This window comes from Mycobacterium bulgaricum (assembly GCF_041287165.2).
Classification (GTDB): Bacteria; Actinomycetota; Actinomycetes; order Mycobacteriales; family Mycobacteriaceae; genus Mycobacterium; species Mycobacterium bulgaricum.
The window spans coordinates 20,752-44,767 of the sequence record NZ_JBGGKV020000012.1 but is presented as its reverse complement, the minus strand read 5'-3'; the positions used below and the strand labels follow the sequence as shown (position 1 = coordinate 44,767).

Genomic DNA, 24,016 nt, shown 5'->3' with positions numbered 1-24,016 from the left:
AACCGCCGCAGTGGATTGCCGCCATTCTAAACCCGCCAGCGGTAAAGGTCTAGACTTTATGGGTCGACGAGCGGGGCCAGCGACGGAGTCGGCTCCGCGCGGGACTTGATGCGGATCGCGGTCCGGTCCGAGCGCAGATAGTCCCTGGAGAACTCGATGGCGATGCCGTTGTCCGCGTAGGACGTTCGCACGATGATCAGCAGCGGACTCGCCGGAGCCAGCCCGAGGATCTCGCTCTGCTCCAAGGTCGCCGGGGCTGCCTCGATGCGCTCGTCGGCGGTACAGGGGGCCAACCCGTAGTCACGCATCACGGCATAGAGGGAGCCGTGCAGATCCTTCTGTATGAGGCCGGGGAACGGGTCGGCGGGCAGATAGGCCTCTTCGAGGACGATCGGCTCTCCGTTGGCGGTACGGACACGCTGGATCTCGTGGACGTGGTCCATCCTGCGCAACCCCAGCGCCTTGCTCACGACGATGTCGGGCCTGCGGGTGGCCGCCTTGAGCACCTGCGCGCCCGGCGCCACGTCGATTCTGCGCATCTGCTCAGTGAAACCCGGAAGCGCGGCGTGGTCGAGCTCGAATCGCGGAGCGGCGATGAAGCTTCCGCCGAAACGTCCCCGGCGGCGATCGATGAACCCCTTTGCCTCCACCGCGCCGAGCGCCTGCCGCAGCGTCATCCGGCTAACACCCAGCGACGTCGCGATCTCCACCTCGGGCGGCAGCTTGTCACCCGGCATCAGTTCACCGGAGATGACGAGATTCTCCAGCCAGTGCGCGATCCGCGCGTGGACAGGCTGGTCGGAATGCCCGCCCAGTTCAGGGTGCGGTGCCAGCGGTGGCTGGTCGAGGTTCAACACGCGCACGCAGCAAGTGTAGGTCCGACGCGGGTGCGCTTTGGCTGCAACCTGTTTCGTTCAGCCGTGCCGGGCGCCGATCCAGTGCAGAAGGTCGTGCACGATCTCGTCCTCCAGCCGATAGGTCACCGACCGGCCCGAGCGTGTGCTGGTCACCCAACCCTGCTGGCGCAGGACCCGAAGTGCCTGCGAGACCGCATTCTCCGAACGGCCGAGTGCCGCGGCGAGGTCGCTGACGCAGATCCCCGGCGCCCGGTGCAGGCTCAGCAGAATCTCCAGACGGTGCGGATCCGACACCAGGTCGAAACGCTGGGCCCAGCCCGGCGTGTCCACCTCGGCCAGCGCCGACGACGCCCGATCGACGAGCTGTTGATCCTCCACAGAAGAGAATGTAGTCCTCGGCGCACGCTGCGCGGCCGACATCCACGCGGTCAACGCTTCGTCGCCGTGACCAACAGGTACTCCGCGTCATAGGCGGTGCGTCCGGATTCCGCAGAGCGATTCCACTCGGTGAGAAAGCGAAGAAATGCCTCGTCGAGCTCCGCCACCCGATCCGGCTGTTCAGCGTTGTGCCGGTACGCAGCGATGGTCGGACCGTAATTGCGCTTCCAGTACTCGCGGAACTCGAGCGGCGTCGCGCAGCGGTTCATGTGCACCGTCTGGCGGATCATCCGCAGAGCGGAGACCCGGTCACCGAACAACGCAGCGACGTGCCCCTCGCTGCCCCACAGCGGTGGCGGGCTGGCGCCGGGCGGGGGCGGCGGCGCGTACGGCTTCATCGTCGCGAAGAGTTTGCCGATGAACCCCTCGGGGGTCCAGCTGATGAGGCCGATGGTGCCGCCGGGACGGACCACGCGCACGAGTTCGTCGGCCGTTGCCTGATGGTGCGGGGCGAACATCGCTCCGACACAGGACATCACGACGTCGAAACCGTCATCGGCGAAGGGCAGGGCCTCGGCGTCGGCCTCCACCCATTCCAATTCCACGCCGTGGTCGGCGGCGATGCGGCGCCCTGTCCCGAAGAGCTCCGGGGTGAGGTCGCTCGCTGTGACGACGGCACCGGCCACCGCGGCCGGGACCGACGCGTTACCGGAGCCGGCCGCGACGTCGAGGACGCGGTCACCGGGCTTGATCCCACAGGCCCTGACGAGTTCGAAGCCCAGCGCCGGAATCAGTTCGGCAGCGACTGCCGCGTAGTCGCCGGAGGCCCACAGTGCGCGGTGCTTGGCCTTCAGCGCGCGATCGGCGTCGAGGTCGACAGTGGTCATTTCGGTGTTCTCCTTCGTGGTGGGGTGTCGGATGTCAGAGTGCTCGCCGCCGCTTCGGAGCTCCTTCGGCAAGCATGAAATGTGCTGGTCAGTGTGCTATCCATCGGATCCGTCGGATCCGTTGCCGCCCGTGGTGGTCTTTCCGGTCCCGCCGGCGCCGCCGGAACCGCCCTCGCCCCCTGCGCCGGCGTCACCGCCGCCGCCACCGCTGCCGCCGTAACTGTTGCCCTTCACCGACGAGCTCACCCCGCCCTTGCCGCCATCGCCGCCGTCGGAGCCGAGACCACCGTTGCCGCCCCTGCCGCCGTGTCCGCCGTATGCCGAGCCGTCATTGCTGTAAGCGTTGCCGCCGACGCCCCCGTCGCCGCCGTCACCGCCGAACACGCCGCCTTTGCCGCCGGCGCCGGCTTCACCGCCGTAGGTGACGTCCTTGGTCCCGGTGACCGTGCCGCCGTTTCCGCCCCGGCCGCCGGAGCCCGACACGAGGGCACGGCCGCCCTTGCCGCCTGTACCGCCGACACCGGCGCCGTCGTTGCTGATTGCGAAACCGCCTTCGCCGCCGCTGCCGCCGGCACCCAGAACGGCGGTTCCGCCGTCGCCTGCCTTGCCTCCCAGCGCCGTACCCTTCTGGGTCGAGGAGTTGCCGCCGCGGCCGCCTTGTCCGGCGTTACCGAGAACGCCTGCCGCACCGCCTTTTCCGCCGTTACCACCGGTCGCGGTCCCCGATAGGGCGTCGGCGACGCCGCCCATGCCGCCGTCGCCGCCGCGGCCGGACAGCAGACCGCCGCGGCCGCCGTTGCCTCCGTCGGCGGCTGTCGGCGCGACGCCGCCGAGGTTGCCGCCGTTCCCGCCTGCGCCGCCGACACCGAACAGGCCTGCGGCGCCGCCGTTGCCGCCGTTCTGACCCGCCAGACCGTCGCCGCCGCGGCCACCGTTGCCGAACAGCAGACCGCCGCGGCCCCCGTCCTGGCCGGGCGCGCCCGGGGCACCGTTGCCGATCAACAGTCCCCCGTTCTCGCCGGGCTCGTCGCCGTTGCTGATGAACACCCCGACGAGCGCGGCCACCAGGTTGGGACCGGACGAGGCCGACGTGCCGGCGAGTTGTTCTGTGCCGCTCGGCCTTTCGTCACTGTCGCTGTCGAGCCGAAGCGATCGCGATACCGGACGGCTCTGATCGCGGTGTTCCGGCGCGTCGCGAAGGAGCTCCAGGAGCGGAGTGGCATCGCTAGCGGCCGGCATGGCGTCGGGTGCGGCGATACGCACCTCTGACGGTCGCGATGTTTGGTGCGAAATGACCGTATCCATCGGTGCCGCAGACAATCTCGAGTAGTCGGACGGCTGGAACGCCGGCACGATGGGCGTCGCGGGGGCGGGCATCACCGCCACGCGACTGATCGCCGGTGGTGTCACGTCGAGCGGACCCGCGCCCGCGGGCACGGCGACGCCGCCGACGCCGAGGGTGAGCGCGAGAACGCCGACGCGGCCGATGGATGGATAGTGGTTCATCGCAGACTCCTGGTCGAGGGGCTGACACCCCGGTTGGTCGATGCTGCAACCGTCGGCCACCGCGCTGTCGAAGACCTGACGCGTTCCTGAAATCCGCAGCTCAGAAGCGGCGCAGCACCGCACGGGCGTGGGCGACGGCCTGCACACCGCTGACGGCAGGCGCGTCCGCGCCGTTCGTGGATCGCACCGGGGACTGTCGGCCCGCAGCCAGCAGCGCACGATGGAGAACCATCGCATCGTCGGTCGCCCCGATCCGGAGCAGGAAGCGGGTGATGTATCGCAGGTTGAGCCACTGCTGGCTCCAGTCGCCCACCCGGTCCCAGTGGTCGAGCACGTCGGCGAACTCTCTGGCGGCGACCGAGGGTTCACCGTGAACCCCACGGGTCGATGCGGCCTCCATGATCGCGATGCCGTGCCACCAGAAGTTCTGCACCGCTGCGGCGAGTGCGGCCGCCTCGTCGAAAAGTCCGAGCGCGGCGTCTGGGTCGGACTTCTTCAGCACAAGACCCAGCGCGTACCGCGCCATCGACCGCGCGGTGGGATTGTGGGTTGCCTCGGCGACGGCGACCGCCTCTTCGGCGGCCTCACGTCCCGCCTCCGGAGTTCGCAACGCGGCCTGACAGATGGCCACGTAGAACAACGTCCACACCAGGCGGATCGGATCGTCGTCGGCACGGGCGCGCGTCATCTCGGTGTCATAGTGAGCGAGCGCGAACGCCGGATCCCCCTCGTAGAGCGCGACATCGGCCAGCACGTCGCCCGGATAGGCCACGCGGCCGTTACCACGCCCCGGGTCACGCCCCTCGGCCCGCGATGCCAGCGCCCTGGCCCGCGCGTGGTCGCCGCGATTCCATGCTCCGCGGGCCGCGAACCCGACGGCGGCGGCGAACAGCGGATGGCCGGCATCGGTCACCGCGAGTGCACGCTCGGCCCACCCCGACGTCTCGAAACCTATTCTCAGGTGCACTATTTCAGACAGCGACGTCACCAATTGCAGCGCCGCATCGACCTCCCCGACCGCCATTGCGTGCTCGAATGCCGCCCGCAGATTGTCGTAGTCGGGCAGGATCCGTTCGACCCACGCCGCTTCGTCGGCGGTGTGCACCCCGGCGGCGGCGAGCTGGGCGAGGCGGGTGAAGTAGGCCATGTGCCTCGCCGCGGCCCCGCCGGCGCTTCCCCGCTCCGACAGGCGTTCCCGCCCGTGGGCGCGCAGCGTCTCCAGCACGACGTACCGGGTGGTGGCTGCCCCGCCGCGCACCGTCACCATCGACTTGTCCACGAGCCCGGTGAGCAGGTCGAGCGTGTCGTCCTCCGTCGCATCCCCTTCACCGCAGACCCCGTGTGCGGCTTCGAGATCGAATCCGCCCGCGAACACCGACAGCCGCATGAACAACGACTGTTCGGCGGCCGTCAAAAGTTGGTAGGACCAGTCGATGGTCGCCGCGAGGCTCTGCTGGCGCGGCAACGCGCCGCGACTTCCACCCCGTAGCAGGCGAAGTCCGTCGAGCCGCCGCGCCAGGTCGAGGCTGCCCATCACGCGTATCCGCGATGCCGCCAACTCGATCGCCAGCGGCAGACCGTCGAGTTGTCTGCAGATCTCGGCGACTGCGCCCACCGGCTCACGAGCGAGGTCGAAGTCCGGCCTGCCTGCTCTGGCACGGTCGGCGAACAGCGCCGTCGACTCGTCGGCGCCCAGCGGCGGCACCGCGAAGAGACGCTCGCCGTTGAGCCCGAGCGCCTCCCGGCTGGTGGCCAGCACCGTCACCCGCGGGCACCGCGTGATGATCCGGTCGATCAGCGCGGCGGCGGAGTCGAGCAGGTGTTCGCAGTTGTCCACGATCAGCAGCAGCTCACGCGTGCCGAGGTATTCGATGACCGTCGCCTCGATGTCGAGACCGTGGCGTTGCTGCAGTCGCAGCGCCGCCGCGACCGCGTGCCCGACCGCGGCACCGTCGTCGAGGGGCGCGAGCTCACACAGCCACACTCCGTCGGGGTACCGGTCGCCCTCGGCGGCCGCGACCTCAAGTGCGAGCCGGGTCTTGCCGACACCTCCCACGCCCGTCAGTGTGAGCAGCGGCCCCTCGGCGAGCGCTGCGCCGAGGCGCTGCCGTTCGGCGTGCCTGCCGATGAAGGCGGTGGGCCTGCGCGGCAGAGTCGCCGCAGGCTGGCGGTTCCGGGGTGGCGGGGGCGCACAAACCCCCGGTACAGCGTCCCGTTCACCCACGAGGATCTGTTCATGCGCGTCACGCAGCACGGGACTGGGATCGACCCCCAGCTCCTCGACGAGCCGCACCCGCATCTGCTGGAAGACCTCGAGCGCGAGCGCCTGCCGGCCCGCCCGGTATTGAGCCAGCATGAGCTGCGCGGCAAGACGCTCGTCGAGGGGATGCGCCTGCATCTCGGTCGTCAACTCCGCCACGAGGTCCGCATGCCTACCAGCCTCGAGCGCCCGGTCGTTGCGATCCAGCACTACCGAGAAGCGTTCGATCTCAAGGGAATTGCGTACCTCATTGATCCAGGGCGTATCGAGCGTCGCGAAAGGCTCTGCGCGCCATAAGCCCAACGCCTCGTCGAAGCGCGCCGCGGCATCGGCGGGATCTGCGGCGTTGCGGGCTTCGGCGGCCAGGCGCCGGAAACAGACCAGGTCGACGCTGTGCGCGTCCGCCTCCAGCAGGTATCCGCCGGGCCGGCGCAGGATCTGCACCCCGTCGGCGTCGGCGAACAGGGTGCGCAGCCGCGACATGTACGCCGCGAGCGCGTTGCGCGCGTTGTGTGGGGGTTCGCCGGCCCACACCCGGTTTATCAGCTGATCGGTGCCGACCGCATGGTTGACGTCGACCAACAGCGCGACGAGGACGCACCGCTGACGGACATGGCCGATCTCGAGGCGCCTGCCGGCCAGCCGCGCCTCGACATCGCCGAGCAGTCGGAACTCCACCGCCACGGCACTAGCTTCCGCAGAACCGGCGCAGGGTCGACCGCGCGAGGGCCAGGGCCTGCGCGCCTGTCAGCGCGGTCGGGGCTCCCCTGTCGTCGACGACCCCGTCGCCACGGGCCGACTCCTGGCCCGCCGCCGCGAATGCGCGGTGCAGTGCGGCGGCCTCCTCGGCGGCGCCGAGGCGCTCCAACAGTTTCGCCACGAAACGGATCGCGAACCAGTGCTGCGAACCGGTGCCCGGCCCCGCTTTGGCCCAATGGTCCAGCACCTCGATGAACTCGGGCGCGACCTCGGCAGGGTCGGCGTGCATCGTGCGCGTCGCCGCGGCCTCCATTCGCGCGATCCCGGTCAACCAGTTGTTCTGCACCGGGCCGGCGTGGCCGATCGCCTCGTCGAGGTAGGCCAGCGCGCGGTCGGGGTCGGTGTTCTTCAGGCAGCGCCCCATCGCGCAACACGCCATCGCCAGTGTGCTCGGATTCTGCGTCGTCCGAGCGGCCCGCATCGCCTCCTGCGCGGCCGGCAGGCCGGCCTTCGGCTCGCCGCGGGCGTCGTGGGCGACGGTGATCTGGTAGAGCACCCAGACCAGCCGGGACAGGTCACCCGCGGCCTTCGCGGTGCCGATCTGCGCCTGGTAGTAACGCAGCGCTGTGTCCGGGTCCCCTTCCGACACCGCCGTATCGGCCGGGACGTCGCCCGGATAACCGAGATAGGTGTGTCCTGGCGCAGGCGTGCGTCCGGCGGCTCGCAGCGCCAACGCCCGCGCTTCGGCGAATTCGCCGAGCACCCATGCCTTCCGCGCCGCAACGCCGATCACCTCGGCGAAGAGCCGGTGACCGGGATCGGCGACACCGATCGCCCGGTCGACCCAGTCGGTCGAGGTGTACCCGACCCGCATCTGCATCAACTCGCACACCGAGGCGACCATCCGCATCACCGAATCGGTGTCGCCGTCGGCCAGCACCCGATCGAAGGCCACCCGGATGTTCTCGGTGTCCGGGCTCGTCACGGTCGTTCCGGCCGTCGGCGCCAACCGCTCGATCCAGGCTTTCTCGTCGGGGCCGCGCACCCCGGTCGCGCCACGCTCGATCAGGTCGACGAAGTACAGTGCGTGGCGCGTCTCGTAGTGCTCCCGCAAGCCCCTGTCCTGCAGTCGATCCCGTCCGTATGCACGCAATGTCTCCAGCACCGCGTAGCGCGTCACGGCCGGGCCGCCGCGGATCGTCACCATGGATTTGTCGACGAGACCGCTCAGCAACTCGAGGGTGTCGAGCTCGCTGTCGCCGTCGTCGGCGCACACCCCGTGCGCGGCTTCGAGGTCGAAGCTGCCCGCGAACACCGACAACCGGTCGAACAGGGCCTGCTCGCGTTCGGCGAGCAAGCGGTAAGACCAGTCGATCGTCGCCGTGACGCTCTGATGGCGGGGATGTCCCCCTCGGGCGTTGCCGGACAACAGGCGCAGGCCGTCGAGTCGCCGGGCGATGTCGAGGCTGTTCATCATCCGGGTGCGGGCGGCGGCCAGTTCGATGGCCAGCGGCACCCCGTCGAGGCGTCTACAGATCTCGGCCACCGCACCGACCGGCTCGGCGTCCAGGTCGAAGTCGGGTCTGCCCGCCTTGGCACGGTCGGCGAACAATGCGGTTGCTTCGTGGTCGGGCAGCGGCGCTACGGGTATGACGCGTTCCCCGGCGACAGCCAGCGGTTCCCGACTGGTGGCCAGCACCGTCACCCGAGGACAATCCCGGGTGACCCGGTCGATGAACCCGGCCGCCGAGTCGAGGACGTGTTCGCAGTTGTCGACGAGCAACAGCAGATTGTGCTCGCGCAGATGTTCGATCACCGTGCCTTCGACCCCGAGCCCGGGTCTTTCCTGCAGCCCCAGCCCCGCCGCGACCGTCTGCCCAAGCGTCGCACCGTCGGCCACCGGCGCCAGTTCACACACCGATGCACCGTCGGCGAAGTGGCTGTGAGCGCGTTCGGCGACCTCGAGCGCGAGTCTTGTCTTGCCGACACCGCCGACCCCGGTCAGGGTGATCAAGGGCCCGTCCATGACGGCCGCGGTGACCGCCGCCAGCTGGTCGGCGCGGCCGATGAACGAGGTCGGCCTGCGAGGCAGATTCGCCGGCCGCCCGACGGGACGCGCAACGGTTTTCACCGGCGGCCTCGGAGGCGGCGTCGCGTCGGCGTCGAGGATCTGCCGATGGACGTCACGCAGCACGGGACTCGGGTCGACACCGAGTTCGTCGATGAGGCGCTCACGGGTCCGGCGGTACAGGTCCAGCGCATCCGCCTGCCTGCCGCTTCGGAACTGGGCCAGCATGGTCTGCCCGGCGAGGCGCTCGTCGAGCGGGTGCGCGTGCAGCGCGGATTCGAGTTCGGCGATGATCTCGGTGTGGCGTCCCGCCTGCAGCGCGACGTCGTTGCGATCCAGGAACACCGAGAGGCGTTCGGCGACAAGCGCATTGCGCATGTCGGCGAACCATGGTGTCTCCATGCCGGAGAACGGATCCCCGCGCCACAACGCCAGCGCCTGCTGAAATCGTGTGGTCGCTTCGCCAGGCTCGGCGGCCGCGCGTGCGGCATCGGCCATCCTGCGGAACAGATGAAGATCCACGCGGTCGCGGTCGGCGGTCAGCGTGTAACCCGCAGGTCCCCGCGTGATCGCGACGTTGCCACCGGCCAGCAGTGCGCGCAGTCGAGACAGATACCCGGCCAGTGCGTTTCGGGCCCGGCTCGGCGGCTGGTCGGCCCACACCCGGTCGACGAGCTGATCGACCGACACCGGCCGGTTCACGTCGACGAGCATCGATGCGAGCACGCATCGCTGACGGGCATGGCCGACGTCGAGGCGTTGCCCGTTCACCAACGCCTCGACCTCACCGAACAACCGGAACTCGACCGACATCGGTTCACAGCGTTCCTCAAGAACGCACTCGGCGGGGCGTGAACGCGTCGAACGCGATGACGAAGGCGACCGCGACTGCCTTCCCAGGCCGCGGTCGCCGAGTCCCCGATGCGTGTCAGGCTGTGCCGTTGCTGCCGTTTGTGCCGTTGGTCGTACCGGGGTTCTTGCCGCTTCCGGTGCCGCCGGTGCCGCCGGTGCCGGGTGTCCTCCCGCCGGGCCCGGCGTCGCCGCCGTTACCGCCGTTGCCGCCCTTGCCCGTCGACTTGTTGTCCGTCGACGTCGCGGAACCGCCGTCGCCGCCGTCCCCGCCTGCCGAGCCGAATCCGCCGTCACCGCCGTCTCCACCCGTGCCGCCCTGGGCGGGTCCCTCCTTCGACGTCGTGGAGCCGCCCTTGCCACCGGATCCGCCGGGACCGAAAACCCCGCTGCCATCGCCCCCGTTGCCGCCACCGTTGCCGTTGGCGTCGCCGTTGCCGTCGGCTGTGGCGGTGCCCGAATCTCCGCCGTCACCGCCCGCGCCCGAAGCGTGCGCGTCACCACCGTGACCGCCCGCGCCACTGTTGGCAGTGCCGGTGTCGGTGTGGGCGTCTCCACCGCCGCCTCCGTTGCCGCCGTTGCCCACTCCGGCCTGCCCGCCGTCGCCGCCCGCGCCTCCGTTGGCCACACCGTCTTCTGTGGACGCCTTGCCGCCCGACCCACCCTGACCGCCGCTGCCGGTCAGGCCGCCATGGCCGCCGGATCCGCCACTGCCACCGGTCGCGTTGCCGTCGGTGACGGCGACACCGCCGTCGCCACCTGCGCCGCCCTTGCCCGCGGCGAGCCCCCCGTTGCCGCCGCTGCCGCCCGTGCCGCCGGTCGCGCCGCCTGCGGCGAGCACACCGCCGCCGTTGCCGCCGGCGCCACCGTTGCCGAATAGCCCGGCGTTGCCGCCCTTTCCGCCGGCACCTCCGGTTCCCGGCGTCGAACTGATCACCGCGCCGCCCGCACCACCGGCACCGCCGTTGCCGAAGATGCCTGCGTTGCCGCCGTTTCCGCCTGCCTGCCCGGCGAGACCGATGCCGCCGTTGCCGCCGTTGCCGAACAACAGGCCGCCGCGGCCGCCGTTCTGCCCCGGAGCGCCGTCGGCGCCGTTGCCGATGAGCAGGCCGCCGTTCTCGCCCGGCTCGTCGCCATTGCCGATGAACACCCCGATGAACGCGGCGATGGGGTTCTCCCCGGCGAAGGCGGGAGGCAGTGCCGCACCGACCGTCACCGGACGGCGGTCGCCGCCTCGCGCCGCTGCGGCTACCACCGCGGCATCCGGCTCGGGGGTGTCGGGGCGCAGCACGTCCGGTTGGACGACGCGGTCGCCGTCTGTCTCGGCGGGGACGATGCTTGCCGCGCTGCGGATCGGCGCGCTGTCGACGGGGGCTGCCGTCGGAAACAGGGTGATGGCGTGCTGTTCGGCCGGACGGACAGCCCCCTGAACCGGCACCGGCGCCGCCGCGACGACTGCGGCGGCAGGGATGGGGGGTGTGTCCGGACGTGCGATCAGCCCAGCCGGGGTGAGGCGGATGTTCGCGGTGTCGGCCACACCCCCGTGCTGCGGAATCGTCGATACCAGCGCGGCACCGACGCCGAGGGCGACGGCCAGGCTTCCGACGCGTCCGACGTGCCTGCTGTACGCGCGGCAATTGCGATCTGTCATTGCTGTCTCCATGTGTCTCGCCCGAGATCCGGGGTGCGGTAACGGAGGCAACGGTCGCGCCCGAGGATGAAACGGTTATTCAGCGACGATGAAATGGCAGCTCAGCAGGCATTCTGCCGACCGGTCGGCGTCAGTCCAGGAAGCCGTGCAGCAGCGCCGCCGAGCCCCACACGTGCGCCGCCATGATCTGCGCCGCCGTGTCGGCGTCGCCCGCCAGGATCGCCACCACGATGCCCTCGTGCTGCTCGTCGGAGTGCGCGATGTTGCGGGTCAGCAGCGGTATGCAGTCGAGCAGTTCGTTGAGCCGCATCCTGTTCTGCGCGACCAACGGGACCAGAGAGGGCACACCCGATGCCTCGGCGATCGCCAGATGCAGCCGCGAGTCCAGTCGGCGGTAGTCCTCGGCAGCGGCGCCGCGCACGTCGGAGAGCCTGCTCCACAACGCCTCTCGCTCGGTCGCCGCGAGGGTGCGCCCCGCCGCCATCCGGGCGGCACCGACTTCGAGGATCTCGCGCAGCCGTAGCGCGTCGTCGATGTCGGCGCGCCGCAACTCGACGTCTCCGGTGCGCGGTGACGGGAGTTCGTCCGCGATGAAGGTCCCGCCGTAGCGGCCCCGGCGCGACACCAGGTAGCCGGCGTCGGACAGGGACTTGATGGCCTCCCGCACGGTGTCTCGACTCACGCCGAGCCGTGCGGCGAGTTCACGCTCCGGCGGCAGGGATTCGCCGGGGTGCAGCACGCCGAGCCGGATCGTCTGCAGCAGGCGCTCGACGGTGTCCTCGAACGCGTTCAGCGGCCGCACCGGACGCAGCAGCGCATCGCTGGCATCTGCTGATCCGTCCGGTTGGGCTGTCACGGGGGCCTACAGCGGCGTCACGTAATGGCCGCTGATGCCGCCGTCGACGAGGAACGTCGACGCGGTGATGAACGACGCGTCGTCGCTGGCCAGAAAGGCCACCGACGCCGCCAACTCCTCCGGTTCGGCGAACCGGCCGACCGGCACGTGCACGAGCCGCCGCGCCGCGCGCTCGGGATCCTTGGCGAACAACTCCTGCAGCAGCGGCGTATTCACCGGCCCCGGGCACAGCGCGTTGACGCGAATTCCCTGACGCGCGTACTGGACCCCGAGTTCGCGCGACATCGCCAGCACACCGCCCTTGGAGGCGGTGTAGGAGATCTGCGAGGTTGCCGAACCCATCACCGCGACGAACGAGGCGGTGTTGACGATCGAGCCCTTCTGCGCGGGAACCATGTGGCGCAGCGCCGCCTTGCAGCAGAAGAAGACCGACTTGAGGTTGATGTCCTGCACGCGATCCCACGCGTCGATCCCCGTGACCTCGATGAGGTCGTCCTCCGGCGGGCTGATCCCCGCATTGTTGAAGGCGATGTCCACCGAGCCGTAGGTCTCTGCGGCGGTGTCGAACAGCGCATCGACCGCCACCTGGTCGGCGACGTCGACCTGAACGAACGTGCCGTTGAGGTCGTCGGCGACGGTCTTGCCCGTGGCGGGATCGATGTCGCCGATGACGATCGTCGCGCCCTCGGCTTTCATGCGCTTGGCCGTGGCCAGGCCGATGCCGCTGGCGCCGCCGGTGATCACCGCGACCTTTCCTGCGAGTCGCTGGGTCAGATCCATCAGAAGTTCCTCTCAGGCGTCCTGGACTGCAAAAAACACGTTCTTGGTTTCGGTGAACGACAGCGGGGCGTCGGGCCCGAGCTCACGGCCGAGACCGGATTGCTTGAAGCCGCCGAACGGCGTGCTGTACCGCACCGACGAATGCGAATTGACCGACAGATTCCCCGATTCCACGGCGCGCGACACCCGCAGCGCCCGGGACAGGTTCTCGGTCCAGATCGAACCCGACAGGCCGTACACGCTGTCGTTGGCCAGCGCGATGGCATCGGCCTCGTCGTCGAACGGCAGCACCGTCACGACGGGGCCGAAGATCTCCTCGACCACGGTGCGGTCGTTGCGCTCAGGGGTGAGCACCGTCGGCGGGAACCAGAAACCCGGGCCCTGTGGGGCCGTGCCCTGGAACGCGATCGGCGCGCCTTCGGGCACATACGACGACACCGAGTTCCAATGCGCCTTCGACACCAGCGGGCCCATCTCGGTGCTCTCCGCACCCGGATCGCCGACCACGACGCCCTTCACCGCGGGCTCGAACAACTCCATGAACCTGTCGAACACGCTGCGCTGCACCAGGATCCGGCTGCGGGCGCAGCAGTCCTGGCCGGAGTTGTCGAACACGCCGTACGGCGCCGTCGCCGCGGCCCTCTCGAGGTCGGAGTCGTCGAAGACGATGTTGGCGCTCTTGCCGCCGAGCTCGAGGGTGACGCGTTTGACCTGCTTCGCCGCCCCGGCCATCACGCGGGTGCCGACCTCGGTCGAGCCGGTGAAAACGATCTTGCGGACGTCGGGATGGCTGACGAAACGCTCCCCGACCACCGATCCGCGCCCCGGCAGCACCTGGAACACATCCGCGGGAAGCCCGGCCTCGACGGCGAGTTCGCCGAGCCGCATCGTCGTCAACGGCGTCCATTCGGCAGGTTTGACCAGTACCGCGTTACCCGCGGCGAGTGCGGGCGCGAAGCCCCACGACGCGATGGTCATCGGGAAATTCCACGGGGTGATGACGCCGACGACCCCGAGCGGCTCGTTGAACGTGACGTCCAGACCGCCAGCAACCGGAATCTGCTTGCCGGACAGCCGTTCCGGGGAAGCCGAGTAGTACTGCAACACGTCGCGGACGTGTCCGGCCTCCCATCGTGCGTTGCCGATCGGATGCCCGGAGTTGGCAACCTCCAGCGCCGCCAGCTCCTCGGTGTGCGCGTCGACGACGGCGGCGAAGGCGCGCAGCGCGGCGGCCCGTTCGGCGGGTGCCAGCCCGGCCCATTTCCGCTGCGCGGCTTTCGCCCGCGCCACCGCGTCGTCGACCCCGGCCTCGTCGGTCTGCTCGACGCTGCGCAGCACTTCCTCCGTGGCGGGGTTGATCACGTCGCTCTGCATTGCCTGGGTCATGCACTCACTTTCTGATTCGCATAGGCGGTCGCGGCACCCACCAGGCCCGCGAAGAGTCGTAGGTCATCGAGCCTTTCCTCCGGATGCCATTGCACCGCGACGACCCAACGGTCCGGATGCTGGGCAGGGTCGATCTCGACGGCCTCGATGACACCGTCGGCGTCGGACGCGCTCACGACCAGCCCGTCGCCGAGCCGGTCGATGGCCTGATGGTGATAGCACTGGGCCTCGGTGTCGGGTCCCACGAGTGCGGCGACCCTGCTGCCGGGCACCGTCGCGATCGACGACGTCGTGAAGACCGCGTTGCCCTGCTGGTGACGGGTGTGCCCCACCACGTCGGGCAGATGCTGGTGCAGGGTTCCGCCGAGGGCGACGTTGAGCACCTGGGCGCCGCGGCAGATTCCGAGCACCGGTATGCGCCTGCGTAGCGCCGCGCGCAGCAGCGTGAATTCCAGCGCGTCGCGGGTGCGGCTGTCGGTCACCGGCTCGTCGGTGGTCGAATGACGCTGCGCCCCATAGGTCGACGGGTCGACGTCGCGCCCGCCCGTGATGATCAGACCGTCGAGTCCGTCGAGCAGCCGCTCGGCGATGTCGTCGTCGACGGGCTGGGGCGGCAGCAGTACCGAAATCCCGCCCGCCATGCCGACGCCTTCGAAGTAGATGGCGGGCAGAAAGCTGGCCCGCACGTCCCACACACCGGTCTGCGCCTGCTGCAGATAGGTGGTCAGCCCGATCACGGGCCGGGATGCAGGACTAGAGACGTTCAAAGCCGCGCTTCCTCTCCCAATCGGTCACCGCCGAGTTGAACGCCTTCATTTCCACGTTGGCGTTGTTGAGGTAGTGGTCGACGACGTCGTCGCCGAACGCCTCGCGGGCGACCTTCGACTTGTCGAACAGCTCGGCAGCCTCGGCCATCGTCGTCGGCAGCCGGTCCGCGCCGCTGGTGTAGGCGTTGCCCTTCGTCGCGTCCTCGAGCTCCAGCTCGTTGTCGATGCCGTAGAGACCGCCCGCGATCAGCGCCGCGGTCGCCAGATACTGGTTGACGTCGCCGCCGGGCGCGCGACACTCCATCCGCATGCCGTGGCCGTGGCCGACGACCCGCAGGGCGCAGGTTCTGTTGTCGATCCCCCACGCCACCGCGGTCGGAGCGAAGCTGCCGTCGACAAATCGCTTGTAGGAGTTGATGTTCGGCGCGTAGAACAGCGTCATCTCACGAAGCGTGGCGATCTGGCCGGCGACGAAGCTGCGGAACATCGGCGACATGCCCAGCTCGTCGGAGTCGTCGGCGAACACCGCGACGGTGGGCCGGCCGTCGTCGTCCAAGCCGCGGAACGAAATGTGGATGTGGCAGCTGTTTCCTTCGCGCTCATCGAACTTCGCCATGAACGTCAGACTCTTGCCGTGCTGATCGGCGATCTCTTTGGCGCCGTTCTTGTAGATCGTGTGGTTGTCGCAGACCACGAGGGCTTCGTCGTAGCGGAACCCGATCTCCTGCTGACCGAGGTTGCACTCCCCTTTGACACCCTCGCAGTAGAGGCCCGCGCCTTCCATGCCCAGCCGGATGTCGCGCAGCAGCGGTTCCATGCGGGTCGAGGCCAGCATCGCGTAGTCGATGTTGTAGTCGGTGGCCGGTGTCAGGTTGCGATAACCCGCCTTCCACGCATCGCGGTAGGTGTCGTCGAACACCATGAACTCCAGTTCGGTGGCAGCGACGGCGCCCCACCCGCGCTCGGCCAGGCGATCGAGCTGTGTGCGCAGCACGGTGCGCGGCGCCTGCGCCACCGGTCGGCCGTCGGTCCAGGACAGGTCTGCCATCACCAGGGCCGTACCCGGCAGCCACGGAAGGAGCCGCAGCGTGCTGAAGTCCGGGGTCATGACCATGTCGCCGTAGCCGGTCTCCCAGCTCGAGATGGCATAGCCGTCCACGGTGTTCATGTCGACGTCCACAGCCAGCAGGTAGTTGCAGCACTCGGCGCCGTGCGCGGCGACGTCGTCGACGAACAGCCGCGCCGAGACGCGCTTTCCGGTGAGCCGGCCCTGCATGTCGCAGAACGCGACGATGACGGTGTCGATGTCGCCCTCGGCGACCATTTGTTCCAGTACATCCTTGGACAGCAAGCCGCGTGTGCTCATCAGCTCAAGCCTGACCTTCCTGACGGGTTCTGCCTGTGGACCGACCATTGGCTCCCGAGGGGGCCGGAACGCTCACCTTATGCACGAACACATTTTCATGTCCAAAGGTAGGACGCCAGACCAATAGGCACTCTATTGTCCGGGATGGTGCCAGCGCTCGTCCCTGCGCTGCCTTCCCAGAGGAGAACTCCGTGCCCGAAGGACATGAGCATTTAGACGAAGGTGAGCATCTGGACGAGGACGAACGCCACCTCGCGAGCCTCGGCTACACCCAGGAACTCTCCCGGACCTGGTCAGGATTCAGCAACTTCGCCATCTCGTTCTCGATCATCTCGATCCTGGCGGGCTGCTTCACGTCGTTCGGCCTCGGCTGGAACAACGGCGGCCCGGCGGCCATCGCCTGGGGGTGGCCGCTGGTCTCGGTGTTCATCCTGATCATCGGCCTCTGCATGTCCGAACTCGTCTCGGCCTACCCGACCTCGGGCGGAATCTACTGGTGGGCAGCGAAACTCGGCGGCGCCAAGGCCGGTTTCTACACCGGATGGCTCAACCTCATCGGGCTCATCGCCATCCTGGCATCGGTCTCGTACGGTTGCGCGACATTCCTGGACCTGACCCTGGGCACCTTCAGCGAGACGTGGCTGGAGGGCTACAGCCTGACCAGGACGTTCATCATCTTCCTCGTCCTGCTGGCGATCTCGGCCACCATCAACATCTTCTCGTCGCACCTGCTCGCGGTCATCAACAACATCTCGGTGTGGTGGCATGTCGCGGGCGCGGTCACCGTGGTCGCGATCCTGTGGCTGCTACCCGAACAACACGCGAGCTTCTCGACGGTGTTCACCACCACCGTCAACAACACGGGCTTCTTCGGCGGGGAGACCGGCATCGCGTTCCTGTTCTTCGTGCTGCCGATCTCGGCGATCCTGACGCAATACACGATCACCGGTTACGACGCGTCGGCGCACCTGTCCGAAGAGACCAAGAGCGCCGCCGACGGCGCGGCCAAGGGCATCTGGCGGTCCATCTTCTACTCGGCCATCGGCGGCTGGATCCTGCTGCTGACGTTCCTGTTCGCCGTGCAGGACGTTGATGAGGTGACCGCAGGCGGCGGCGCGGTCGCGGTGATCTTCGGTCAGGCACTCGACAGCCAGTGGATGGGCATCGTGCTGCTGATCTCCACCTGCGGTCAGTTCTTCTGTACGACGGCGTGCCAGACGAGCGCCTCACGCATGCTGTTCGCATTCAGCCGCGACCGCGCGGTACCCGGCCACCAGCTGTGGTCGAAGGTGAACAAGACGAAGATCCCGGCCAACGCGGTCGTCGTCACCGCGGTACTCGCCGCGATCATCACGCTGCCCGCCCTCGTCGAGGTGGACATCAACGGCGCGCCCGTGCCGGTGGCGTTCTTCGCGGTCGTGTCGATCGGCGTCGTCGGGCTGTACCTGTGCTTCGCGGTGCCGATCTACTACCGCTGGCGGATGGGCGACGACTTCAAGGTCGGCCGATGGAACTTGCGCGGCCACCACAAGTGGATGGCGCCGGTGGCACTGATCGAAATCCTCGTCACGTCGTTCATCGCGCTGTGGCCGACGTCCAACCTGGGGGCGCCGTGGGATCCCGGCTTCGAATGGAAGTACGTCAACTACACGCCGTTGCTGGTCGGCGGCGTGCTGATCCTTCTCTTCATCTACTGGAACGTCTCGGTCAAGCACTGGTTCACCGGCCCGATCAAGCAGGTCGACGCGTCGGGGGACACCCTGGAAGGCGTTTCCTGACCCGAGGTCGCCCGACCCTGTGACGACGGTCTCGATCTTGATTGCCTGACGTGGGTTTGACCCACCTCAGCAGGGGTAATCACCGTCGACGCCGAGCCCCGCCGCGCGGTGGCAGATAGAATCGGCACCGCCGTCAGAAAAGCCACAGGATAGGGACCGAACCAAGGTGTGTGGAGCCACCGGCGAGGTACGCCTCGACGGAACAACCCCAGATGTCCGAGCCGTCACGGCAATGGCCGAGGTCATGGTCCCGCGCGGACCAGACGCCGCCGGTGTGTGGTCTCAGGGCAGGGTGGCTCTCGGCCACCGGCGCCTCAAGATCATCGATCTGTCCGAAGCGGGCGCCCAGCCGATGGTCGACGCCGAGCTGGGACTGTCGGTGGCATGGAACGGCTGCATCTACAACTACGAGCAGTTGCGCGACGAACTGTCCGGTCACGGCTACCGCTTCTTCTCCCACAGCGACACCGAGGTGCTGGTCAAGGGCTACCACCACTGGGGCGATCGCTTCGTCGACCACCTCAAGGGCATGTTCGCGTTCGCGATCGTCGAACACGAGAGCGGACGCGTCCTGCTGGGGCGCGACCGGCTCGGCATCAAGCCGCTCTATCTGACCCAGGGTCCCGACCGGATCCGCTTCGCGTCGTCGCTGCCCGCGCTGCTGGCCGGCGGTGACGTCGACACCCACATCGACCCCGTCGCGCTGCACCACTACATGACGTTCCACTCGGTGGTTCCGTCACCGCGCACCATCCTGCGCGGGGTCAGCAAACTGCCACCCGCGTCGCTGATGGCCATCGAGCCCGACGGCAAGGTCACCACCACGACGTACTGGGAGCCCGACTTCACCCGCCGCGCGGACCGCGCCGACTGGTCCGAGAAGGACTGGGAGGACGCGGTTCTCGACTCGTTGCGGACGGCTGTGAAGCGTCGTCTGGTCGCCGACGTCCCGGTCGGATGCCTGCTCTCCGGTGGGGTGGACTCGAGCTTGATCGTCGGGCTGCTCGCCGAAGCCGGCCAGCACGGCCTGGCGACGTTCTCCATCGGTTTCGAGTCCGTGGGCGGCGTCAAGGGCGACGAGTTCAAGTACTCCGACATCATCGCCGAGCGCTTCGGCACCGACCACCACCAGATACGCATCGGCACCGACCGGATGCTGCCCGCCCTCGACGGGGCGATCGGCGCCATGAGCGAACCGATGGTCAGCCACGACTGCGTGGCCTTTTACCTGCTCAGCCAAGAGGTCGCCAAGCACGTCAAGGTCGTGCAGTCGGGGCAGGGCGCCGACGAGGTGTTCGCCGGCTACCACTGGTATCCCCCGATGGGTGAGCCCGCGGCGGCGTCGGTGCAGGGCTCCGTGGAGAGCTACCGCCGCGCCTTCTTCGACCGCGACCGCGCCGGCTATACAGACATCGTCGCACCGGGCCACCTGACCGACGGCGACCCCAGTGAGCTCTTCGTCACCGAGCACTTCGCCCGCGCGGGCGCCGAGACGGGTGTGGATCGGGCCCTGCGCCTGGACACGACCGTCATGCTGGTCGACGATCCGGTCAAGCGCGTCGACAACATGACCATGGCGTGGGGGCTGGAAGGGCGCGTCCCGTTCCTCGACCACGAGCTGGTCGAGCTCGCCGCCACCTGCCCGCCCGAGTTCAAGACCGCGCACGAGGGCAAAGGTGTGCTCAAACAGGCTGCGCGGCAGGTGATTCCGTCCGCAGTCATCGACCGGCCCAAAGGCTACTTCCCGGTGCCGGCGCTCACCCACCTCGAAGGCCCCTACCTCGACCTGGTCCGCGACGCGCTCTACGCGCCGGTGGCCAAGGAGCGCGGGCTCTTCCGTCCCGACGCCGTCGAGCGTCTGCTGGCCGATCCGAACGGCAAGCTGACTCCGTTGCGCGGCAACGAACTCTGGCAGATCGCGCTGCTCGAGCTCTGGCTGCAGCGGCACGGTATCAACGGGCCCGCCGCATGACCGCGGAGCCGACGGCAGACCATCCCGAGGCCATCACCCTGGCACTGCACGAGGCGGCCACCCCGGATGTGCTCGACACCATGTCCGACGACGTGGTTCTCGAACTCGGTTGGGGGCGGCTCATTTTCGGCCAGACATTCGCCGACCCGGCCCGCCTCGCCGACGTCCTGCGCCAGGAGGGCCAGGGCAGGCGCGACATCTGCATCTACGCGCGCGAACCGCACGTGCTGGTGTCCAAGGCGCCGTCCGAGCTGTTCATCGACCCCAGCCACACCTACCGACTGCGGTTCGCCGACGTCGACGACGAAGCTCCGGCACCTACCGGATTCCACGTGCGCACACTGGAAAGCCGCGGCGACGCCGACGAGATGAACCGCGTCTACCTACGCTGCGGCATGGTGCCCGCACCCACCGACGTGCTCTGGAACAACCATCTGGAGCAGACGTCGGTCGACTACCTGGTCGCGGTCAACGACGAGGACGGCGCCATTCTGGGCACCGTCACCGGGGTCGACCACAAGGCGCTGTTCTCCGATCCGGAAGAGGGTTCCAGCCTCTGGACGCTGGCCGTGGACCCGGCCGCGACATTGCCGGGTGTCGGCGCGGCGCTGACCCGCAGCCTGGCGGCGCTGTACCGCGAACGCGGCCGCTCCTACATGGATCTCTCGGTCACGCACGACAACAACGCCGCCATCGCGCTGTACGAGAAGCTCGGATTTGCCCGGGTGCCGGTGATGGCCGTCAAACGCAAGAACGCGATCAACGAACCGCTGTTCACGCATCCGCCCGAGACCGTCGACGACCTGAATCCGTACGCGCGGATCATCGCCGATGAGGCGATGCGCCGCGGCATCTGGGTCGAGGTGCTCGACGCCGAGGCCGGTGAGATGAAGCTGTCCCACGGTGGCCGGACGGTCGTCACCCGTGAGTCGCTGTCCGAGTACACCTCGGCCGTCGCGATGGCGCGCTGCGACGACAAGCGCTTGACCCGCCGCCTGGTGTCGGAGGCCGGCATCGCCGTGCCGAAGGGCCGCCTCGCGACGTTCGACGACGCCGACTACCAGTTCCTCGCCGACGTCGGCGACGTGGTGGTGAAGCCGACACGCGGCGAGCAGGGCAAGGGCATCACCGTCGGGGTGGGCGGCAGCACCGAGGAACTCGATGCCGCGCTCGCTCGTGCGCGGGAACAACACCCCGAGGTGCTCATCGAACAGCGCGCAGAAGGGGACGACCTGCGGCTGGTCGTCATCGACGGCAAGGTCGTGGCGGCGGCGTTGCGGATGCCCGCCGAAATCACCGGGACCGGCAAGCACACGATCCGCGAGCTCATCGAGACCCAGAGCCGGCGGCGCGCCGCGGCCACCGGCGGCGAGTCGAAGATCCCGATGGACATCGTCACCGAGACGACGGTCAGGGAAGCCGGATTCACGTTCGAGGACGTGCTGCCCGAAGGCGAACGGCTACGGGTGCGCCGAACCGCCAATCTGCACCAGGGCGGCACGATTCACGACGTCACCGCGACCGTGCATCCGGAACTGTGCCGGGTGGCCGTTGCCGCCGCGCAGGCCGTCGGAATCCCGGTCACCGGCATCGATCTTCTCGTCCCCGATGTCACCGAGCCCGACTACGTTTTCATCGAGGCCAACGAACGGCCGGGGCTGGCGAATCACGAACCGCAGCCCACCGCAAAGGCGTTCGTCGATTTCCTGTTCCCTAACCAACCCGGACTACCTCAGGCCTGGACCCCGGACGAGGCGCAGAACGGCTAGCCCGCGGTCACCAGGTGCTGGTGCGCATCACGATCTCGGCGGCCAGTTGCGCCGTCGAATCGGCGGCGTTGCGCCGGCCCAGCAGGTCGACGATGCGGTACTCGCCGTACACGAAGCGCTGGCTGGCCTTGGCTACCGCCCGCGCGGCGCTGGTGCTGACAAGGGCAGTGGTGTTGAGTTCCACCGGGGGGCAGTGCTCGTCGCGCACCGCACCGGTGAGGTCGGCGACCTTGGGGTGACCCCGGTCGATGACGACCAGGCCGATGAAGCGGTCCAGGCGGGTGGCTGCGAGCTCCCAGGCGAGTTCGCCGCCCAGCCGGTCACCGACCAGAAGGGCCCAGCGGACCTCGAGCGCGTCGAGGATGCTGATGACCGACTTGGCGGTCAACCGCGGCTCGGGTCCGATCACGACGGTCTTCAGCGATGCCGTGTGCAATCGCTGGCACACCCCTTCGTAGGCCGCAGGCGCCTGGTGTGCCGCGCCCAGCAACACCACGACGGAACCCTTCTCCGGACCGGTGACCTCAACGGGCACACCGAAACCGTCAACGGTCACCATGGGAGTGGGCATTGCGCCACGCTACAGGGACTCATCGAGTTGGCGCGGCTGTTTGCACGCGGTTGATCCGGTCGTCAGACGCTGCGCGCACGCTCAGCTTGTCGGGCGATGATGTCCAGAAAGGTTTGCGGGAGCGTGCCTTTGACCGATATGGACGGATCGGTCGTGGGGAATGCGATACCGAAGATGCCGAAATTGCCGACGTTTTCGAACGAGAAGTACACGCTGCTCTCGTCGCCCATCAGATGCATGGTCTGCCGATAGGCCAACGCGTCCTCACGCGGCACGGGCACCTGAGTCGTCGTCATCTCGATGCCCGGATCCGCCTCGTCGAAGAATGTCCGGTACTCGGCACACCGCGCTGCGGTCGCCGCGAGCCGTTCGAGAGCGAGGCGCCACGACAGCACGGTGATCACCATCCGTGCGCCGTCATAGGCGACGACGTATTCGACGGCGCTGCCCGGGCCGCGCTCCGCGGATCCGGCGATGTCACGCGTCAGTCCGTCGGTACACCCCGGCGGCATCGACTGCATCGGCGGTGGGCCGCTCGCATTGTCGCCCTCCCCCGGGTCGCGGTCGATGCGCTCGAACCGCACCCCCGGCGGGAAGTCGGCTTCGGTGAGCACCGCCTTGTCCAGCCGGGCGCCCGGCCAGGTCGCGGTGCCCGTGACCGCATTCCCGCAGCCGGCGAGCAGGCAGCCTGCCATCGCAAGCACGAGCCCTCGCCGGATCATGGATTCAGGCTACCGAGGCCTCAGAGCTGGGTCAGGATCTCGGCGCCCGAGTCGGTGACCACGAGCGTGTGCTCGAACTGCGCGGTCCACTTCTTGTCCTTGGTGGCGACCGTCCAGTCGTCGGACCAGATCTCGTAGTCCAAGCCGCCCAGGTTGATCATCGGCTCGATGGTGAACGTCATCCCCGTCTCAAGGACCGTCTCGACAGAGGGCTGGTCGTAGTGCAGCACCACCAGCCCGTTGTGGAAGGTGGTGCCGATGCCGTGGCCGGTGAAATCGCGAACCACGTTGTAGCCGAATCGATTTGCGTATGCCTCGATGACGCGGCCGACGACCGACAGCGCGCGGCCCGGTTTGACGGCTTTGATGGCGCGCATGGTGGCCTCGTGGGTGCGCTCCACGAGGAGGCGATGCTCCTCGGAGACGTTGCCCGCGAGGAACGTCGCATTGGTGTCACCGTGTACGCCGTCGATGTATGCCGTGACGTCGATGTTGACGATGTCGCCGTCCTCGATGACCGTCGAGTCCGGGATGCCGTGGCAGATGATCTCGTTGAGCGACGTGCAGCACGACTTCGGGTAACCCTTGTAACCCAGCGTCGACGGGTAGGCGCCGTGGTCGACCATGTACTCGTGGGCGATGCGGTCGAGACGGTCGGTGGTGACCCCCGGCGCCACAGCCTTGCCTGCCTCGGCGAGCGCACCGGCCGCGATCCGACCCGCCACCCGCATCTTCTCGATCACCTCGGGGGTCTGCACCCATGGCTCACTGCCCTCGCGCGCGGTCGGCCTGCCGACGTACTCGGGGCGCTCGATCGACTTGGGCACCGGCAGCGTCGGCGACACAGTGCCGGGCCGTAGGGCGGTCCGTACAGACATGTAGCAATGCTAGCGT

Annotated in this window: 18 protein-coding genes; 3 read left to right on the top strand and 15 right to left on the bottom strand. The window is 68.7% G+C overall.

What is annotated here, in order from left to right:
• Positions 1 to 56: 56 nt before the first annotated feature.
• From ACAG24_RS24510 to ACAG24_RS24455, 12 genes are all read right to left on the bottom strand, one after another.
• The gene (locus tag ACAG24_RS24510) at positions 57 to 863 is read right to left on the bottom strand and encodes a GntR family transcriptional regulator (RefSeq protein WP_370475717.1); all 807 of its coding nucleotides are present in this window, start codon (positions 861 to 863) and stop codon (positions 57 to 59) included.
• 51 nt (positions 864 to 914) lie between these two features.
• Positions 915 to 1,277 (bottom strand): ArsR/SmtB family transcription factor, encoded by a 363-nt coding sequence (locus tag ACAG24_RS24505; protein ID WP_370475745.1) that lies wholly within the window; start codon positions 1,275 to 1,277, stop codon positions 915 to 917.
• 8 nt (positions 1,278 to 1,285) lie between these two features.
• Positions 1,286 to 2,122, bottom strand: coding sequence for a class I SAM-dependent methyltransferase (locus tag ACAG24_RS24500; RefSeq protein ID WP_370475716.1), 837 nt, complete (start codon positions 2,120 to 2,122; stop codon positions 1,286 to 1,288).
• A gap of 96 nt (positions 2,123 to 2,218) precedes the next feature.
• Positions 2,219 to 3,628: a PGRS repeat-containing protein gene (locus ACAG24_RS24495; RefSeq protein ID WP_370475715.1), complete on the bottom strand. Its 1,410-nt coding sequence runs from the start codon at positions 3,626 to 3,628 to the stop codon at positions 2,219 to 2,221.
• 100 nt (positions 3,629 to 3,728) lie between these two features.
• Positions 3,729 to 6,572 (bottom strand): AfsR/SARP family transcriptional regulator, encoded by a 2,844-nt coding sequence (locus ACAG24_RS24490; protein WP_370475714.1) that lies wholly within the window; start codon positions 6,570 to 6,572, stop codon positions 3,729 to 3,731.
• A 4-nt stretch (positions 6,573 to 6,576) separates the two neighbouring features.
• Positions 6,577 to 9,468, bottom strand: coding sequence for an AfsR/SARP family transcriptional regulator (locus ACAG24_RS24485; RefSeq protein ID WP_370475713.1), 2,892 nt, complete (start codon positions 9,466 to 9,468; stop codon positions 6,577 to 6,579).
• Between the two features lie 115 nt (positions 9,469 to 9,583).
• Complete coding sequence (locus tag ACAG24_RS24480; protein ID WP_370475712.1) at positions 9,584 to 11,155, bottom strand: PGRS repeat-containing protein; 1,572 nt, start codon at positions 11,153 to 11,155, stop codon at positions 9,584 to 9,586.
• Between the two features lie 130 nt (positions 11,156 to 11,285).
• On the bottom strand, positions 11,286 to 12,011 hold the full coding sequence (locus tag ACAG24_RS24475) for a FadR/GntR family transcriptional regulator (protein ID WP_370475711.1): 726 nt from the start codon (positions 12,009 to 12,011) through the stop codon (positions 11,286 to 11,288).
• A gap of 6 nt (positions 12,012 to 12,017) precedes the next feature.
• A complete protein-coding gene (locus ACAG24_RS24470; protein WP_370475744.1) occupies positions 12,018 to 12,794 on the bottom strand; it encodes a 3-oxoacyl-ACP reductase in 777 nt (258 codons plus the stop codon).
• A 9-nt stretch (positions 12,795 to 12,803) separates the two neighbouring features.
• Positions 12,804 to 14,177, bottom strand: a complete 1,374-nt coding sequence (locus ACAG24_RS24465; protein ID WP_370475710.1) for an aldehyde dehydrogenase family protein — start codon at positions 14,175 to 14,177, stop codon at positions 12,804 to 12,806.
• Complete coding sequence (locus tag ACAG24_RS24460) at positions 14,174 to 14,914, bottom strand: gamma-glutamyl-gamma-aminobutyrate hydrolase family protein (RefSeq protein ID WP_370475709.1); 741 nt, start codon at positions 14,912 to 14,914, stop codon at positions 14,174 to 14,176. Before ACAG24_RS24460 ends, ACAG24_RS24465 begins: the two co-directional genes overlap by 4 nt.
• 16 nt (positions 14,915 to 14,930) lie before the next feature.
• Positions 14,931 to 16,310 (bottom strand): glutamine synthetase family protein, encoded by a 1,380-nt coding sequence (locus ACAG24_RS24455; RefSeq protein WP_370475708.1) that lies wholly within the window; start codon positions 16,308 to 16,310, stop codon positions 14,931 to 14,933.
• A 191-nt stretch (positions 16,311 to 16,501) separates the two neighbouring features.
• Here ACAG24_RS24455 and ACAG24_RS24450 point away from each other — a divergent pair, with 191 nt between their 5' ends.
• From ACAG24_RS24450 to ngg, 3 genes are all read left to right on the top strand, one after another.
• Complete coding sequence (locus ACAG24_RS24450; protein ID WP_370475707.1) at positions 16,502 to 18,088, top strand: amino acid permease; 1,587 nt, start codon at positions 16,502 to 16,504, stop codon at positions 18,086 to 18,088.
• Positions 18,089 to 18,254: 166 nt separating this feature from the next.
• Complete coding sequence (locus ACAG24_RS24445) at positions 18,255 to 20,060, top strand: N-acetylglutaminylglutamine amidotransferase (protein WP_370475706.1); 1,806 nt, start codon at positions 18,255 to 18,257, stop codon at positions 20,058 to 20,060.
• Positions 20,057 to 21,829, top strand: coding sequence for an N-acetylglutaminylglutamine synthetase (gene ngg, locus ACAG24_RS24440; RefSeq protein ID WP_370475705.1), 1,773 nt, complete (start codon positions 20,057 to 20,059; stop codon positions 21,827 to 21,829). Before ACAG24_RS24445 ends, ngg begins: the two co-directional genes overlap by 4 nt.
• Before the next feature lie 7 nt (positions 21,830 to 21,836).
• Here ngg and ACAG24_RS24435 read toward each other — a convergent pair whose 3' ends face one another.
• The 3 genes from ACAG24_RS24435 to map all read right to left on the bottom strand — a co-directional run bounded on the left by ACAG24_RS24435 (position 21,837) and on the right by map (position 24,000).
• Positions 21,837 to 22,400 carry an alpha/beta fold hydrolase gene (locus ACAG24_RS24435; protein WP_370475704.1) on the bottom strand — a complete coding sequence of 188 codons (564 nt, stop codon included), beginning with the start codon at positions 22,398 to 22,400 and terminating at the stop codon, positions 21,837 to 21,839.
• A gap of 62 nt (positions 22,401 to 22,462) precedes the next feature.
• Entirely contained in the window at positions 22,463 to 23,122 is a 660-nt protein-coding gene (locus ACAG24_RS24430) for a hypothetical protein (protein WP_370475703.1), read from the bottom strand.
• A 20-nt stretch (positions 23,123 to 23,142) separates the two neighbouring features.
• Positions 23,143 to 24,000, bottom strand: coding sequence for a type I methionyl aminopeptidase (map, locus tag ACAG24_RS24425; protein WP_370475702.1), 858 nt, complete (start codon positions 23,998 to 24,000; stop codon positions 23,143 to 23,145).
• Positions 24,001 to 24,016: the final 16 nt, after the last annotated feature.